Annotated in this window: 14 protein-coding genes; 13 read left to right on the forward strand and 1 reads right to left on the reverse strand. The window is 48.1% G+C overall.

Annotated elements, in window-relative coordinates:
- Window positions 1-20 precede the first annotated feature (20 nt).
- Complete coding sequence (locus tag LOZ80_RS05805; RefSeq protein ID WP_238170539.1) at window positions 21-1,562, reverse strand: helix-turn-helix domain-containing protein; 1,542 nt, start codon at window positions 1,560-1,562, stop codon at window positions 21-23.
- 247 nt (window positions 1,563-1,809) lie between these two features.
- On the opposite strand from LOZ80_RS05805, the gene LOZ80_RS05810 reads away from it, so the two are divergent.
- The 13 genes from LOZ80_RS05810 (at window position 1,810) to LOZ80_RS05870 (ending at window position 17,811) form a co-directional block, all read left to right on the forward strand.
- On the forward strand, window positions 1,810-2,802 hold the full coding sequence (locus tag LOZ80_RS05810; protein ID WP_238170540.1) for an ABC transporter substrate-binding protein: 993 nt from the start codon (window positions 1,810-1,812) through the stop codon (window positions 2,800-2,802).
- Between the two features lie 80 nt (window positions 2,803-2,882).
- Window positions 2,883-3,887: a FecCD family ABC transporter permease gene (locus LOZ80_RS05815; protein WP_238170541.1), complete on the forward strand. Its 1,005-nt coding sequence runs from the start codon at window positions 2,883-2,885 to the stop codon at window positions 3,885-3,887.
- Complete coding sequence (locus tag LOZ80_RS05820; protein ID WP_238170542.1) at window positions 3,884-4,936, forward strand: FecCD family ABC transporter permease; 1,053 nt, start codon at window positions 3,884-3,886, stop codon at window positions 4,934-4,936. Before LOZ80_RS05815 ends, LOZ80_RS05820 begins: the two co-directional genes overlap by 4 nt.
- Window positions 4,937-4,977: 41 nt before the next feature.
- Window positions 4,978-5,808, forward strand: a complete 831-nt coding sequence (locus LOZ80_RS05825) for an ABC transporter ATP-binding protein (RefSeq protein WP_238172906.1) — start codon at window positions 4,978-4,980, stop codon at window positions 5,806-5,808.
- 251 nt (window positions 5,809-6,059) lie between these two features.
- A complete protein-coding gene (locus LOZ80_RS05830; protein ID WP_238170543.1) occupies window positions 6,060-6,386 on the forward strand; it encodes a response regulator transcription factor in 327 nt (108 codons plus the stop codon).
- 948 nt (window positions 6,387-7,334) lie between these two features.
- Entirely contained in the window at window positions 7,335-8,546 is a 1,212-nt protein-coding gene (locus tag LOZ80_RS05835) for an MFS transporter (RefSeq protein ID WP_238170544.1), read from the forward strand.
- Between the two features lie 17 nt (window positions 8,547-8,563).
- Entirely contained in the window at window positions 8,564-9,904 is a 1,341-nt protein-coding gene (locus tag LOZ80_RS05840; protein ID WP_238170545.1) for an LLM class flavin-dependent oxidoreductase, read from the forward strand.
- A gap of 28 nt (window positions 9,905-9,932) precedes the next feature.
- Window positions 9,933-10,922 carry a 2,3-diaminopropionate biosynthesis protein SbnA gene (gene sbnA, locus LOZ80_RS05845; protein ID WP_283214741.1) on the forward strand — a complete coding sequence of 330 codons (990 nt, stop codon included), beginning with the start codon at window positions 9,933-9,935 and terminating at the stop codon, window positions 10,920-10,922.
- A 41-nt stretch (window positions 10,923-10,963) separates the two neighbouring features.
- Entirely contained in the window at window positions 10,964-12,034 is a 1,071-nt protein-coding gene (gene sbnB, locus LOZ80_RS05850) for a 2,3-diaminopropionate biosynthesis protein SbnB (RefSeq protein WP_238170546.1), read from the forward strand.
- A 52-nt stretch (window positions 12,035-12,086) separates the two neighbouring features.
- The gene (locus LOZ80_RS05855) at window positions 12,087-13,952 is read left to right on the forward strand and encodes an IucA/IucC family protein (RefSeq protein WP_238170547.1); all 1,866 of its coding nucleotides are present in this window, start codon (window positions 12,087-12,089) and stop codon (window positions 13,950-13,952) included.
- The gene (locus LOZ80_RS05860) at window positions 13,949-15,799 is read left to right on the forward strand and encodes an IucA/IucC family protein (RefSeq protein WP_238170548.1); all 1,851 of its coding nucleotides are present in this window, start codon (window positions 13,949-13,951) and stop codon (window positions 15,797-15,799) included. Before LOZ80_RS05855 ends, LOZ80_RS05860 begins: the two co-directional genes overlap by 4 nt.
- A 5-nt stretch (window positions 15,800-15,804) precedes the next feature.
- Window positions 15,805-16,572 (forward strand): HpcH/HpaI aldolase family protein, encoded by a 768-nt coding sequence (locus LOZ80_RS05865; protein ID WP_238170549.1) that lies wholly within the window; start codon window positions 15,805-15,807, stop codon window positions 16,570-16,572.
- Between the two features lie 36 nt (window positions 16,573-16,608).
- Entirely contained in the window at window positions 16,609-17,811 is a 1,203-nt protein-coding gene (locus tag LOZ80_RS05870) for a type III PLP-dependent enzyme (RefSeq protein WP_238170550.1), read from the forward strand.
- Window positions 17,812-17,813: the final 2 nt, after the last annotated feature.

Raw genomic sequence — 17,813 nt, forward strand, 5'->3', positions numbered from 1 at the left:
AAACTCTGAATAGAAGGGCATCACTCAGGAAGAGGAGCCCTTTCTATAGAGTTGTAACGTAACATCTCCGTAAGATCATGAATGATCTTGCTTCTGCCAATGGGGGTCCAGCTCATGAGAAGCCAGTTCGGGATATAGTGCGTTTGTTGGCTGGCAACAGCAGGAATTAAGCTCCAGGCAGGCGTTTGTATGAGTCGTTTAAACAAATGATCCGATTCTGGATGATTAATATGTTTGATAATAAATAGATGCTCCGTCTCCAGACTTGGGAATTCTTCGACCTGCATTTCATCGCGCATTTTCGTAGGAGATACGGCATTGCCTGGCTTCATGCCAAGCTCGGCATACAGCAACTCATTCAATGGGTGGTTGACAGCTCCCTGAATACGAAGCGCATGCGGAACAATCTGCATAACGGTTACACGAGCATTTCCAATCCATTTATTCAACGAATAGCGGGCCTCTGACGTTCTTTCATCCAGCTGATGGAACGATTGGGAGGCTTCTTTTTCACGTCCAACAAGCTCCGCAATATTCATATGTGTCAGACGCCAGTCAAGATGATGAGCTAGGACAACTGTAGGAGCGATCTGTTTTAATACCTCATATAAGGATTTATGAAAATAGTCGGCGATGATCAGATCAGGTTTCACAAGTCTAAGCTGTTCCAAGGCTGACGTTAATCGCAAGTTATAATCAGCGTCGTTCATCCAAGGATATCTGAAACAATCCACCCCGGCAGCTGGATTCAGCCCTATAGAAGCTAAGTTGTTGTGAAATCCAGTGCGTGAAGCCGCAGCGATTTTGAGGCGTTCTCTTTTAATATATAACGTAGGCGAGTAGCCAACAGCTTCTTTAAATAAGCGGCTGAAATAATATTCACTGCTGTAACCGACCGTACTGGCTACTTCTTTGATGGAACAGGAGGCAGTCAGTCGGTCTTTGGCATGCTTAATCCTTACTCGATTCAAATAATCAGTAAAGGAAATACCTGTTGCGCGCTTGAAGCTGCGACAAAAGGCATTAGGAGTAAGCATCGCGATCTCTGCCAGTGTTTCTCGCGTAATCTTCTGGTGATATTGTTGATGAATATAGGAAATACAGGCGTCTATCCCGTGATTGGAAATCTGTGGAGATTCCTTCTTGGCTGAATCTGAAAGGAGGAAATCAAGCAGACCTTGCAGTTGCAAGTTGGGATCTGTTGCTCCGTTTCCATCAACAGCCCCATCGCGATGGATCAAATGATAAAGCTCAATGATTCTTTGCTGTATTTGATCGGGATCACGAGAAGTCAAAGCGCCTGTGGTCAGTCCTTTCAGTTGACCTGGAGCATTCTTGAGCGTCCATTGTTGTCCGTGCTTCATCGCTGTCACAGAATGGATAACGACTTGATAGTACTGGGTTTCTGCCTCTATAGTGTCTATGCTAATTCTTGTGCCAGGACCGAAATAAAATAGTTGATGCGGCTCATAAAGATGCGGCACATCGTTAATTACAAGGGTTCCTCTCCCCGTCGCAATGAGGCAAAGCATCGAAACAGGTACAGTTCTGTTTGTTTGCAAGAAGGGCTGCAATCGCCTTAATCTGCGGATGGAAGAGAGCATATGGAGGGTATGACTTCTATGAGAAACATGACGAATTGATGTGGCTGGCAAAATCTTCTCACCCTCTCGCTAGCATATATGAGTTTGCTGGTAGAATTGTGCATCATATCGGATATTGCAGGTCATGGACGGCCAATAACGCTTGCTTTAGACTAATAGATGATAACAAGAATCATTATCAATACAAAAAGGGAGAGAGAAATCTATGATTCGGCAAGGAACAAGAAAACATACTATGGGGTTGCTTTTCATTATTCTATCACTTATTTTGGCAGCATGTGGAACAGGAACAACCACAACATCTGCACCGCCGACGACAAGCGCAGCTGGCGCTGCAGCAACTCCAGCAGTAAGTACACCCTACACGGTTAAACATATTATGGGGGAAACGACGGTTAAAGGAAATCCGCAACGAGTTGTCATTCTGGTGAATGATGCCGTAGAGGCATCTCTGGCACTTGGCATCAAACCAGTGGGCATGGTTAAAGCATGGGGCGTACAACCTTATTATGACCACTTGAAGGACAAATTGGAAGGTGTACCGATTGTCGGAGATGAAAATCAGCCGAATTTGGAGGCGATCGCAGCACTCAAGCCTGATCTAATTATCGGCAACAAGCTGCGACAAGAGAAAATATATCAGCAATTGTCGAGTATCGCGCCTACGGTTTTCTCGGAGCGAACGAATTCAGACTCGCTGATCAACTTCAAAATTTACGCAGGAGCGTTGAACAAGAATGAAGAAGGCGAGAAGCAGCTGGCTGCTTTTGAAACCAAGGTGAAAGATCTGCAGCAAAAACTAGGTGACAAAACAAATACCAAGGTTTCGTTGGTTCGCTTCTATTTGGAGGATAAAGTAAGGGTTTATTATCAAGATACATTTGCTGGCGGTATTCTCAAAAAAATCGGTCTCAAGAGGCCAGCGGCGCAAGATAAGCCTACATTTGCCGAGATTATAGGGAAGGAGCGTATTCCAGAGTTGGATGGTGATATCCTGTTCTACTTCACGCTGGAAGATGATAAAGGGATGACCGCCAAAACAGAGAAGGCTTGGCAGGAAGAAACGCTTTGGAAAAATTTGGACGTCGTGAAAAAAGGCAAAGCGATCAAGGTGAACGATGGTATTTGGAATTCCTCAGGGGGCATTATTTCGGCAAATCTGATGGTCGATGAGCTGTCGAAGCATTTACTAAAATAAAAAAAGTTGGACAAACCCGTAATCTGGTCGCATGACTTGGCTACGGGTTTGAATTTCGTTTATATGGAAGGGATCGCAGCATGATACTTCGAAGCAATTCAGCCAGAATTACGGGGCTAGTCATTGGTTTGGGCATAGCGGCAGCGCTGTTCCTCAGCAGCAATGTGTATGGCTATACAGATACATCGTGGTCTACATTCATTGCGGCGTATTTAAGCTTTGATGGAACGAATGCTCATGTTATTATACGCGACATTCGGTTGCCGCGAGCAATTATCGCCTGCATCGTGGGAGGGGCTCTGGCAGTAGCGGGAACGTTGATGCAAGCCTTAACGAGGAATCCGATGGCTTCGCCAGGTGTTCTTGGAATCAACGCGGGAGCAGGCTTTTTCATTGTTGTCGGATTTTCTGTGCTCTCGATGACTTCGCAGCTCGAATTCATGTGGCTCTCGTTGCTTGGTGCCGCGGTCGCAGCTGTTGGGGTCTACTTCATAGCCTCTGTCGGTCATGAGGGCATAACGCCGCTTAAACTGACGTTGGCAGGAGTCACATTGTCCGCTTTATTCACCTCATTCACTGCCGCAATTCTCGTATCGAATGAAAGTGTTTTGGATAATATTTTTCTGTGGATGGCAGGGTCAGTGGAAGGGCGCAAGCTTGAAGCGATATTGCCGGTATTCCCCTTTTTCTTAGCAGGCACCATATGTGCGTTGTTTCTTGGTCCGGCGATGAATGTTATCTCTGTTGGCGAGGATGTTGCCAGGGGTTTGGGACAGAACACCCTTCGTTTGAAGATTATCGCCTTGGTAGTCATTGTACTGCTTGCAGGTTCCTCTGTGGCGATAGCCGGACCAATTGGCTTCGTCGGCTTGGTTATTCCGCATCTTGTGCGTGGTATTGTCGGCATTGATTATCGCTGGGTGATTCCTTACAGCGTGGTAGCTGGCGCTTCGTTATTGCTGGCTGCGGATATCGCAGCTCGTTTCATTGCTTATCCGAAAGAAGTTCCCGTTGGCGTTATGACGGCAATCATCGGTGCTCCGTTCTTTCTTTATTTGGCGCGAAAGGAGTATGTTGCGAAATGAACCGCTATGCCACTTTCCGCTCTGAGCGATTGCGCGTATCTTTTTTGGTTGATAAGAAAAAAATGGGGATGCTTTTTGTAAGCATGCTGATCCTCTTGATCCTTTCGATCGTAAGTATAGGTGCTGGAACACTCTATATTTCACCTCTGCGTACGTTACAGATTCTATGGGCCGGTCCTCATGGAGAGGCGATGGAATCGATTGTCATATGGAACTTCCGGCTGCCGCGGCTTCTCATGGCTTGTTTGGCAGGGATGGCTCTCGCCTTGGCTGGAACGATCATGCAAGGGATTGTCCGTAATCCGCTGGCTTCTCCAGATATTATTGGGATTACAAGCGGTGCTGCGATGGCCGCAGTGTTGTTTCTCGCTATTTTCAATCTCAAAACGAGCATTTTTCTAATGCCAGTGTTTGCCTTCGTTGGCGCTTTGCTGGTTTCGGTTTTCATCTATCTAGCAGCTTGGAAAAAGGGGATATCGCCATCGCGAATTATTTTGGTTGGTTTAGGCGTATCTGCTCTTCTTGAAGCACTGAAGACGCTTTTTCTCATCTTCAGCCCGATTGCTGTGCTCAGTCAAGCCAAGGTATGGCTTACAGGTACGGTTTATGGCGCGAACTGGGATACGGTTCTCTATTTCTCGCCTTGGCTAATCCTGTTTCTGCCGATTCTGTTTACGCTAAGCAGACGTCTGAATATCCAGGTGCTCGGCAATGAACTGCCTATCTTGTTGGGGGGGCGCTTGCAGCTTCAACGTTTTGCGCTGATCTTCACAGCAGCAGGGTTAGCGGGCTCGGCAGTTGCTTTTGTCGGCAGCGTTGGCTTTATCGGTTTAATGGCGCCGCATATCTCGCGCAGAATCGTCGGTGGCTCGCATGGCATTCTACTTGTCTGCTCGGCAGTAATGGGGGCTATTCTGCTCGTTGCCGCTGATCTCGTAGGACGCACCTTATTCCCGCCGCGAGATATTCCGGCTGGCGTGTTCACAGCGGTGATCGGGGCGCCATTCTTTTTATACATGCTAATCAAAGTAAAAAGGCAGCAAGGCTAGCCGAAACGAAGATACGGAGAATAGAAGGAGGCTTACTGATGATCAAGTCTGCACTAACCGCGCAGCAGTTAACGCTCCGGTACGGAGAAACAATCATTATGGATACGCTGAATTTACATATTCCGCATGGGCAGATTACTATTCTGATTGGGAGCAACGGTTGCGGCAAGTCTACTTTATTGCGTTCATTCGCTAGATTGCTGCAGCCTGCCCAAGGTTCGATTCTTTTAAATGGCCGCGAAATTGCCCAGCTTTCGACCAAGGAAGTAGCCAGGCAGATGGCTTTGCTGCCACAAGGACCTGTTCTGCCAGAGGGTCTAACGGTCTTGCAGTTGGTGCGATTGGGGAGGTACCCTTATCAAAGCTTGTTTCATCAATGGTCTGAGGAAGATGAGCTCCAGGTGCAGAAAGCACTGTTACTAACTCACATGAGCCATCTGATGGATCGCGATGTGAATTCGCTCTCAGGGGGCCAGCGGCAGCGAGCTTGGATTGCCATGACGTTAGCGCAAGATACAGAGATTCTGCTGCTGGATGAGCCGACGACCTATTTGGATGTAGCCCATCAAGTAGAAATCATGGATTTGTTATTTGAGCTGAACCAACAGGAGCAGCGTACCATTGTCATGGTGCTGCATGATTTGAATTTGGCTTGCAGGTATGCGCATCATATGGTCGCTGTACACAACAAAGGGGTGCATTCCCAAGGAATGCCGGAAGATATCGTGACCAAAGAAATGATTCGCGAGGTGTATGGGATGGAGTGCGAAATCGGCGCAGATCTATTATTTGGTACGCCGATTTGTATTCCGCATGGGAAGGGGCGCAAGATTTCACCCAAGGGGAAGCGGCAGGAGCTTAATATTATTTGACAATAATTATGACGATGATTATCATTATCAATGGATGACGAACACTAGCTTACCAGTTGAGTGACATAGATACTTGTTCTTTTCTTGTGAACAGCGGGGAATTGAAGTAAGAGTATGACCTACTATTAGGGGGTATAAGTGCTATGATTGTCAAAAAATTAAAACTAACTATTGATTCTCATGTCCATAACTCCTCTGTCAATGAGAAACTGGACTCCTTGCACATTATGATACTAAAAGAGGTCTCAGCCTTGGACTTATCTGAAAAGGTCGTTATTACTTGGGAGAGCACGGTAAGCGCACATGTAGATGGACGGGAGCAACGAAATACGAGGGCAGCAGGGGTGGGGGTAGCCGAACGACCCAGCGATCACCCGCGACATAAGCTTAGTGAACGACAAACACAGGTTGCTGAACTGCTATGTAATCATTACTCGGTGAAAAAGATTGCCAACATCCTGTACGTGTCCGAAAATACCGTCAAAAAGCATGCTCAAAATATCAAAAAAGTATTGGAAATTGATCAATCCCGTACTGATTTTATTTATACGCTTAAACAGATGATTGACCAGGATTAGCGAGATCACATCGGATATAACTCCAAGCCTCCGCGCGTTTCTATGCAGCAGTAGAAACGCGCGGAGGCCTTTTTGTGTTTGAGAGTGACTGCTTTGCCGGAGGGAGGGAACTAGGGGGCGCTATATTGCTAGAAAACCGCCATATTCCACTCTGAAGGGAACTACGATCCGCTATCTTGCTGAAAACCGCCATATTCCGCTCCAAAAGGAACTACGATCCGCTATCTTGCTGAAAACCGCCATATTCCACTCTGAAGGGAACTACGATCCGCTATCTCCCCGTTTCCCCGCCGAAATCGGCATCTTCCGCTAAAATAGCGTATCTCAGTTCCCTTTCATGCTGCTTCTACCTCGGTTTCCGCCAATTAGCGGAACGTAGTTCCTTTTCAAGCTGCGTTCTGTGTTATCGTATTCGCCCAAAGGGAACTAGGGTGCGCGAAGCTAACCCCATATTGGCGTCCACCGCAGACTTCTTGACTATGGTGGTTTTCGGCTCAAAGGGCATCTAATGAACTGTGCGATGCTTATAGCCGAGAAAATGGCTACTTTGGTGATTTAATGAACGGAGCTGGCGCTATCGAGCAGACATTAGGTGGAAAGGTGATCGTTTGCTTGAAATAGCACATCTGGAATTCATTAGATTTTCAGAATGTACGATTTTGGCCGAATAAAGGTTATTGAATTCGTAAGGAAGGTTAAAATTTGCCTCATAGTACATTGACTTGGTGACCTAGTCGCAGGCCAGGTTTTTCGTCACTACCGTAATCTATTTGGATAACCAAAATCATCCAATCAGACCATATATAAGGCTAATTAAACATGATATCATTTGACTAAGTGATAATCATTATCAATGACTGAGTCGATGGATAACCGATTTTCATTTGAAAATACAAAGAGAACGGGAGGAAGCTTCTTGAACAAATGAATGGCAGGATGTCAATTAACATGACAGGCGATTGGAAAGTAAGTTTCCGGCTACTCTGGGGCAGCCATTTTTTGTCCGTTTTAAGTTCAATGGTTATTGCTCCACTGCTTCCCTTCTATATAGAGCAGTTAGGTGCAGACGATCAAGCATCCATATTAATGTGGAGCGGTCTAAGTCTAGCGGCTCCTGCCGTATCGGCTGCGCTGACAGCGCCGTTATGGGGGCTATTGGGCGACAAAACCAGCCGCAAGTGGATGGTGGTGCGAGCCCTCTTCGGCACGGCTCTCGTGCTTACGGCAACAGGGCTCGTCACAAGTCCGTTTCAACTGTTCATCCTGCGGCTGCTGCAAGGGGCTTTGGGCGGTGTGGTTGATGCCGTCGGTACATTGGCAGCTTCCCAAGTAAAGCCTGAGGAACAGGGGCTTGTTCGCGGCAAGCTGGAAGGAGCGCTGGCTGCTGGTTCGATGCTTGGCCCTCTGCTCGGAGGGACGATGTTCAAATGGTTTGGTTTCCATCGTTTATTGCTGCTGTTGGGCGGATTAGTTGCCCTATGGACAATCCTCTGCCTGATAGGTTTGAAGGAGACGCGAACTAATCGAGTAACGACTGTGAAGTCAACAGGCCTCATGGGACAGTTTAGTCAACTGATGCGAGAAAAGATGGTCGTTAGATTCTTGCTTGCAGGGATATGCGCCAATTTCTGCTTGCATGGACTTCTCCCTGTGCTGCCCGTGCACGTGAAGCAGCATCTTACCAATCCTTCCCAAACCGCGGTTTGGATTGGCATTCTACAAGCGATTAACTGGGCGTCTGCTTGGATAGCCTCCTCTTGGTGGGGAAGGAGAAATGACCGGAGTCCGGTTCATCGGACATATTTCCTAGCCTCGCTGCTTTGCTTTACAGCCATTGTCATACAAGCATTTGCTCCGAGTATTGCCTGGTTCATTCCGTTAAGAATTCTGCAAGGTTTTGCTTCAAGCGCTTTAATTCAGTCGGTTTTTCTTATCGTTACGCGAAGCTCTCAGAGCGAACAGTTGGGAACCAGACATGGATTTACAAGAAGCACGCTGTTTATTGGTCAAATTGCGGGTCCGCTGGCAAGCGGCTTTTTTGGGGGATTCATTAGTACGTCTTTCATTTTTACGCTGCATGGCTGCATGATGCTGGCAGGAGGTTTCCTGGTTCTGCGATTGACTACACCCAAAGAGATCAGGTTGCAATCAGACAATTAGGTAAAGGAGCTATAGTTATGATTTCGCCAAAACGTCAAATGCATTTGAATTTATTTCTGTTAAGTACGGGCCATCATGAAACATCATGGCGGCATCCCGCTACAACGCCGGAGTCGATTACAGATATACAATACTATACGAAGTTGGCACAAATGGCAGAGAAAGCGAAGCTAGATTCGCTGTTTCTGGCAGATGCTCTGGTGCTGACACCGGCTATTAAGTACAAGGTGAGCGCGGGGCTTGAACCTTTCACCATGCTGTCAGCTCTTGCGATGGGCACGGAACGAATCGGCTTGATCGGCACCGTATCAACGACCTACAACGAACCTTACAACGTAGCAAGAATGTTCGCCTCACTCGATCATATCAGCGGGGGACGTGCAGGTTGGAACAGCGTGACTTCAGTTGGTGATGTAACTGCTGTTAATTTTGGCATGGAGCAGCATCCCAAGCATGAGGAGCGGTATGAGCGGGCGAAGGAGTTTCTTGATGTATTGAAGCAGCTGTGGGACAGCTGGGATGATGATGCGATTATCGCGGATAAAGAGAGTGGCATTTATTGTGATTTTGATCATAAAATCCACCCGATTCACCACGAAGGCAAGCATTTTAAAGTGCGTGGTCCGCTAAATATTTGCCGTTCACCCCAAGGGTACCCCGTGCTTGTTCAAGCAGGTTCGTCTGAAGCCGGTATGAATTTGGCTGCGGAGACGGCAGAAGTTATTTTTACAGCTCAAGATACGTTGGAGCATGGCATAGCCTTCTACGCGAATGTTAAACAAAGAATGCAAAGGTATGGCCGCTCCCGGGACGAGTTGAAAATACTGCCAGGTTTCAGTCCAATCGTAGGCGTCACCCAAGCGGAAGCACGCGAAAAAGAGGAGCAACTGACCCAATTGGCCTCGATTGAACTCGGACTCGTTCGGCTGTCCAATCTGTTTGAAACCGATCTGCGCAGATTTCCGTTGGATGTTCCTCTGGATCTGGAAGCTCTGCCATCAATCGATCAAGTTAAGGGGCAGAAAGCTCGTTTTCAGATGTTTTGCGAAATGGTACAGCATCATCATCTGACTCTTCGTCAGCTCATTTTGCGAACAGCCAGCGCTCGCGGTCATTACACGGTGGCTGGCACACCGGAGCATATTGCCGACGTCATGGAGGAATGGATGACCAAAGAGGCAGCTGATGGCTTTAATGTGATGCCGCCGTATTTCCCTGGCGGTTTTGAAGATTTCGTCAACCTGGTTGTGCCGGAGCTGCAGAGAAGAGGTTTATTTCGAACGGAGTACACAGGAAGAACGCTTAGAGATCACTTGGGGCTGAAACGTCCTGCGGGCAAGCTTGTCCTGCCTGTGTGAGCTGATTTTTAAAATTAAAGGAGGAACGATGATGTCTCTATTGCAAGCGAACCTGCCCTTAAGCACTGTGAAAAACTCAATTGCGGACTGTGTGGGTCACACGCCACTCGTCCATTTGAGCAACCTGTTTCCGCAACCACATGTACAAGTTATCGCAAAGCTGGAATATATGAATCCTGGCGGGAGTATGAAGGATCGGCCAGCACGCTACATTATCGAGCAAGGACTGAGAGATGGTTCTATCAATAGCAACACGCACTTGATTGAGAGCACCTCTGGCAATCTGGGGGTAGCTCTGGCCATGATGGGTAGGGTATATGGACTGGACGTTACTTGTGTGGTGGACCCTAAGATAGCGCTCTCTAACTTAACGATTATGCAGCAAATGGGTGCGAATATCGTGATGGTCGAAGAGCGGGACGATCAAGGAGGCTTTCTCAAAACGAGAATTCGCAAAGTGAATGAACTGCTCCAGACGACGCCTCATGGATTCTGGGTGAATCAATACGCAAATGATAATAATTGGAAAGCTCATTATGCAGGAACCGGGACTGAAATCACTGATGCACTGGACCATGTTGATATCTTTATCGCTGGTGTCAGCACTTCAGGCAGCATTATGGGGACGAGCCGCAAAATGCGTGAAAAATATCCAAACCTGCGTGTAATCGCTGTCGATGCCGTTGGATCGATCCTATTTGGCGGGACACCAGGCAAACGCGAATTGCCTGGCATTGGCGCTAGTCGCGTTCCAGAAATATTGAATGCTGGCGAGGTCGACACTGCTTTCCATATTACAGACAGGGAGTCTGCCCAAGGCTGCCGGGATTTGCTCAAAAAGGAAGGAATCTTTGCCGGTGGATCGTCAGGTTCGATTGTTGCAGCTATACGCAAGCTGCTGCCGACACTCGATGCTGGACCCAATAAGCCATTGCGAATCGTTACCTTGCTGCCAGATCGCGGCGACCGATATCTGGATCTTATTTATGACGATAAGTGGGTAGCCCAGCTGCCTTAGGAATGAAAATCCAATACATGAACTGTGAAAGGTGAGATACAATGATCGATCAATCTCAATTACAACTGCAAGGTTTGAAAAGAGCAGATAGAACAGAGAAACCGGTGCCTGAATTGCTGTACTTGAATCGAGAAACCATTGCCTGGCTTGGCGGGGACTCTTCTTGGCTGTATACAGAGGCAATGGAAGAGGCTCTTTCCCTGCATGCCAGAGGCGACTATGTTCAGCCTTTGAAGCCGTATTTGCGATCAGCGGGCGAAAAGGGGCATATTGCTGACCGAATTATTGCAATGCCAGCCTCTATTGGCGGAGATTTTCCTTTATCAGGTCTGAAATGGATCGGAAGCAAGCATGATAATCCGCAGAAGAGAGGCAAAGAGCGAGCAAGCGGTGTCATCATATTGAACGATGCAGCAAGTCACTTCCCAATCGCTGTGCTCGAAGCGGGGTTGATCAGCAGCATGCGTACGGCCGCCGTCACCGTTGTTGCTGCGAAGCATCTGGCGCGCGCAGGCTTCAGAACGATTACCTGTGTGGGTTGTGGGTTGATTGCTCACGCGCAGCTGAATTCCTTGCTGGAGCAGTTTGACCACGTGCAGGAAGTTTATTTATTTGACCAATCGCTTCCTGCTGCTGAGCGATTGGCGGGACAATTGCACGCCAAGTTTCCCGATGTGACATTCACTACGGCCCGAAGTGCCGAACAGGCGGTTCGCGAAGGTGAGCTCGTAGTCACATGCACCGTAACGGATACCCCTTACATTCCGTTTGAGTGGATTCGCAAGGGAGCCTTTATCAGCAATATTTCGATCATGGACGTTCATAAAGAAGTTTACTTGCAAGCGGATAAAGTTATTGTCGATGATTGGGATCAGTCGAATCGCGAGAAGAAAGTGCTGAATCAACTGGTGTTGGAAGGGAAGTTCTCCAGAGAGCAGCTTTATGCGGAGTTAGGCGAGATTGTGATCGGTGCCAAATCGGGCCGCCAGAATGAGGAAGAGATTATTATTCTGAATCCAATGGGCATGGCTATTGAGGATATTGCTTGCGCCCGTTTGATCTATTTGCTTGCCTGCAAAGAGGAGGTAGGGCTGAAACTTCCACTCTATTAAAGGAGTCATCCAGCGACTTGGTCGTGGAACACGAAGAGGAGGACATGCAGGTATGCTGTACAAATATGGAACGCGTTCCTTTCAAGATGTGATACTGGCAGAACAAGCGGCATTGCGCGGACTTCTGAACAGTTATGTACGGGAAAAGGAAATCAACGATCCCAGATGCCAAATTAGCACCCTGGAAGAAGTGGGGTTCGCTAAAGAGACGATAGATTTTATGAAAAAGCCTGACACACAATGGTTTAAAATTGTGCTGCCTTTGACCCAAACTACGATTGTTGGACTTCTCAGCTATTATTCAATAACAGGTCAACATCGGTATGGTTCCAATTTGTATGTTTCAACCAAGGGGGCGGCAATGTCAGCAACCCAGAAGGCATTTGGCGCCGTCAGCCCCCAGCAGATTGTTGAACTTTTATTGCTCGAGGTCAGTTATAACGTGGATGATGCCATTAAGGAAAGTCTTCTACAGGCCATGCGGGAGCAGATTTCCAATAGTATCAGGAGAACAGCAATTTATGTGAGGCATGCGCAATTAAATGTTACGGAAGCCGGCGGCAATCCACTCGACTATACTCGTTCAGAGCAATCGATGGTGTATGGACATCCTTTCCATCCTACGCCCAAAAGTTCCGAAGGGTTCTCGGACATTGATTTGAGTCAATATGCACCAGAAATGGGCGCTGTCTTTGCTTTGCATTACATGGCTGTGTCCAATGAACTCCTATGTGAGGAGTGGATTGGCAAGCGTCCCATGCCACCTTCAACGATTGTTGCGGCTGCGCAGATCAAGCTTGGAGAGCGCTTTGAGACATACAGCCTGCTGCCGATTCACCCTTGGCAGATGAAATATGTTAGCCAGCAGCCGCATGTTCAAGCGTTAATGAGTCAGAGCAAGCTGATTGATTTGGGGCCGCTTGGTTTGGAAGATGGTCAGCAGGTCTACCCTACTTCCTCTGTGCGTACAGTATGGGATCCGAAGGAGCGTTTGTTTTACAAGCTGCCCTTGCATGTGCGGATAACGAATTTCATCCGTGAAAATACCGTTGATCAGGTACGCCGCACGATGGATGCTTCGATCATTTTGCATGCCTTCCAGTCAGGTCGTAGAGCAGGCATGTATCCAGGCATGGACATTTTAGCTGAGACTGGCTTTCAAACCATTCATGTTCCTAATATCCCTGTGCATGAACAGGAGGAGTTATTTGCCTCCTTTGCCGTCGTGTACCGTCAAGCCGAGCAGTTGACGATGGAGGAGCAGTCAGCCTGTTTCGTCGTAGCCGCTTTGCTGGAGCAGCCGCCAGACGGCAAAGAGCCGTTGCTGTTTAAGGCGGTTCGCCAATCCAATCAGGGACTTCTGCCGAATTGGGAAGGCTGGCTTGCTGCTTATTTGAAATTGTCCATGCTTCCCCTTCTTCATTTGTTTGCTGAACAGGGCATAAGTTTGGAGGCGCATGTGCAAAACTCCTTGATTGTACTTGAACAAGGAGCCCCCGTTCGCTATTACGTGCGTGATTTGGAAGGAATCAGTGTGAACCTCAACCTAGCAGAGAAGCAGGGATGGACACCGCATTTGATTCCGGCGGACAGTCCAGTACTGTACACGGAGGCAGAGGCGTGGAAGAGGCTGAAATACTACTTTTTCGTTAACCATTTGGGCGCGCTCATTCATACGATTGCCCGTTGCAATGAAGAAGATGAAGCTTCTTATTGGCAAATTGTTCGCCGTGTTCTCATACACGAGTTGACTCTTATGAAGGCTAACCATCCATCCAGTGGATATCTGCATGATTTAGTGGAAAATCCGCTTTTTCCGGCAAAAGCCAACTTTATCAGCCGATTTGAGCAGCGAAGTGAAGCACCTGATTATGTGCAAATACCAAATCCAATTTATCACAGCGGGAGGGACGTATGATCGGTCAGCAAATCCAAGAAAAACCAGCAGTCCTATCAGGCAGCACATGGCTTGCTGCGCTGCAATCGCCTGAATATGCCAGAGTGGAGAAACGAATATTACGGCAATTGGTGGAGTCGTTGCTGTTTGAACGAATTATCGATTGTTCTACATCGAAGGAGCCTATTTCAGCGGTTTCGAGTGAATCGCGTTTCGTTATGAAGGGGGTCTCTACGGAGGGATTGCCGCTTATCTACCAATGCTGGGGCAGCCTCAAGATAAGTTTCGGCCGTATTCGCTTGAGTCGCCAGAAGGGGATTGAACGCGTTGGACCAGATGGCGTCACCTCGGAGGCGCGGTTGGAACATTTCTTAGGGGAGGTGCTCGCTCCTCTTATCCCTGTCAACCAACTGCCTATGTTTATAGAAGAATTGGAACAGACGCTTATCAAAGACACCCAGGCCCAGTATGTCAATCCGAATCGTGAACTGTCTGGTCTTGAACGCGAGTACGATGCGCTGGAAGCGAATGTGATGGATGGCCATCCTTACCATCCCTGCTACAAGTCCAGGATCGGCTTCAATTTGGATGATAATTGGATGTATGGGCCTGAGTTTAAACCAATGATCAAACCCGTATGGCTTGCAGTTGCGAGGGATGAAAGTTCGGCTGCTTATTCCTCAGCATTGCATGACGAGACATGGATCTCATCCGAGCTGGGTGAGGAAGTGGTAGCCGGCTTTAGATCCAAGCTTGCAGCCTTTGGCAAAGATCTCTCAAACTATCGGCTGATTCCGGTTCACCCTTGGCAATGGAGGGAAACGATTATTCGCGTCTTTCATCGCCAGCTGGCAGATGGACGGATCATCCTGATCGGCGAGGGGGCGGAGCCGTATGCTCCCCAGCAATCGATTCGTACACTTGCTAATGTTCATTCTAAGGAGAAGCCCTATCTCAAGCTTCCGATGAGCCTGACGAATACGTCAACAAGTCGAATGCTTGCCAAGCATACGGTTCTGAATGCCCCGCTAATTTCGGATTGGCTGTATTCTCTTGTCCAGGACGATCCTGATGCCAAGCGGCTTGATTTTGTGCTTTTGCGTGAAGTTGCAGGCGTGGCATACGATCATGAAACATGGCCGGAAAAGCTACGATCACGGGCGTATGGCGCGCTTGGCGCTATTTGGCGGGAAAGTTTGCACCCTTATTTGCGTGGCAATGAGCAGGCTGTCCCTTATAATGCGCTAACCTCAGTGGACCGCTCGAGCCGTCTGCTCATTGATCCATGGGTGCAGGATATGGGCGTTGAAGCCTGGACTAACCAATTGCTGCAAGTAACGATAGAGCCTTTGATTCATTTATTATTTGCTCACGGCGTGGCACTGGAGACACATGCTCAGAATATTATTTTAATTCATTGTGAAGGGGTACCGGTTCGCGTTGCTTTTAAGGATTTTCATGATGGTATCCGCTTCTCACGTGAACATTTGGCTAATCCGGCAGGCTGTCCAAGGCTGTATACGCTGCCTGCCCATCATGCAAGAATCAATCCGAATTCCTTCATTGAAACAAAGGACGCCTCGATTGTGCGTGATTTCGTGCATGATGCCTTCTTTTTTATCAATTTAACAGAACTTTGTTTATTTCTTGAAGAGCATTATGAGCTGTCCGAAGCTTATTTCTGGGAAGCAGCCGCTCAGATTATACATCGTTACAGGCAGGCGCATCCACAGCATGAAGTGCGTTATCAAGCGTTTGATTTATTTGCAGAAACGATCCAAGTTGAGCAGTTGACCGCACGACGACTATTCGGAGATTCCGAAGTTCGGCTCCAGGAAGTACCCAATCCACTGCATAGGTTTAGGTGAATCAGATGCTCAAAGAGAATAAACTTAAGCAAAAACTAAAAAATGGCATCCCCGTATTCGGTTTGCTGGTCTCTATTCCCTCAGCGCTCGTCGTCGAAATGATCGGCTGTGCCGATTATGACTTCATTATCATCGACAATGAGCATGTGCAGGTGAATCCGGAAACACTTGAGCATATGATACGGGCGGCTGAAGCCGTTGACTTGATTGCTCTTGTACGCGTGTCCGAGCCTAATGCGAAGGAAATATTACGAGCACTTGATGCGGGGGCGTTAGGTATTGTTGTCCCGCAAGTGGAAAGTAGAGAGCAAATGGAGCAGATCGTACGTTCCTGCAAATATGCTCCGCTTGGAAACCGCAGTCTCAACAGCGGGCGGGCCGGCATATTCGGGAAGCATGATCTAGCGGCCTATGTCCAAAGAGCCAATGAGGAAATCATGGTCGTCCCCATGATCGAAACGAGAGCGGGCGTGGAGATGGCCCATGACATTTTGTCCGTGTCAGGGGTTGATATGGTATTGGAGGGGGCGGCTGATTTATCGCAGTCCTACGGCATCCCTTGGCAAACCCGCCATCCAGTTGTCAAAGAAGCTCTGCGGCAAGTAGCTGCAACTGCGAAGCAATGTCATGTTCCTTACTGTGCAATCCCGCGAGCGCCGGAAGATTTTGCAGAATGGTTGGAGTTAGGTATTCAAGCATTTGTGCTTGGGGATGAACGAGGCGTTGCCTTCCGGGCTCTGAAAGCACATCTTCAAGGTTTCGTTCAAAGCTAGATGGTCAATTCCCATGAAAGGTGTGAATAAGCGTTCATGATACAAAGTGTGTTGGATAATAAGGTATTAACAACGATTCAGCAGTGGAAAGAAACGCATGCCCAGCCGATCTCTGCCTTTATCTATGATTTGCAAGGCTTGCAAGAGCATGCGAGGCGAACCGTTAGCGGACTGCCACAAGGATGCAGCCTGTTTTACGCAATGAAAGCTAATCCAGCCAAAGAAATTTTGCAATGTTTGGAGCCAATCGTGTACGGCTTCGAAGCGGCTTCCATTGGGGAAATTAGGAAGATACGCGAGGTGTCGGCAGATAAGCCTGTTATCTTCGGCGGACCCGGCAAGAAGGATGCTGAGATTGAAGAAGCCTTGGAGCTTGGCGTTAAGCTGATTCATGCTGAAAGTACACTTGAATTGAGACGTATTTCGCTTATTGCAGCTCGCCTTGGCGTCCAAGCCTCCGTTTTGATTCGGGTAAATCTCAGAGCATCGTTTCCTGAAGCTACGCTTGTTATGGCGGGACGGCCGACACAGTTTGGAATTGACGAGGAGCAGGTTGCTGAAGCCATTGAATTAGCCCTGTCGCTGCCGCATGTGCAGTTGGAAGGATTCCACCTGCATTCCATTTCCAATAATCTGGATGCCAGCTTGCACGTCAGATTAATTTCCGTCTACCTTGAACGTGTTAGGGGCTGGAAGGAGCGTTTCGGACTTCAATTGTCTTATTTAAACGCTGGAGGCGGCTTTGGGATTTCCTATACAGATATGGAACGCAAATTTGAGTGGGATACCTTTACGTCCGGGCTTCGTACAGTTGTGCAGGAGCAGGGAATAGCTGGCGTTGAGCTGTTGTTTGAGCCAGGCCGCTATTTGGCGGCAGCCTGCGGCTTCTATGCCACAGAGGTTGTTGATCTGAAATGCAACCATGATAAGCATTATGCGATTTTACGCGGTGGCTCGCATCATTTTAGACTGCCAGGCGCTTGGCAGCACAGCCATCCTTTCGAGGTTGTGCCTGTGGAGCGATGGGATTATCCGTTTGCAAGGCCAGAAATTCAGGATAAGGAAATAACCGTAGCGGGTGAGTTGTGTACGCCAAAAGACGTGCTTGCAAGAGACATTCATGTTGCTCGTCTTCGCGTCGGAGATATTGTGCTTTTTCGTCTTGCGGGAGCTTATGGCTGGACGATTTCAGCCCATGATTTCCTGAGCCATGAGCATCCTGAGCATATTTTTCTTTAAAG

The organism is Paenibacillus sp. HWE-109 (assembly GCF_022163125.1).
GTDB lineage: Bacteria > Bacillota > Bacilli > Paenibacillales > NBRC-103111 > Paenibacillus_E.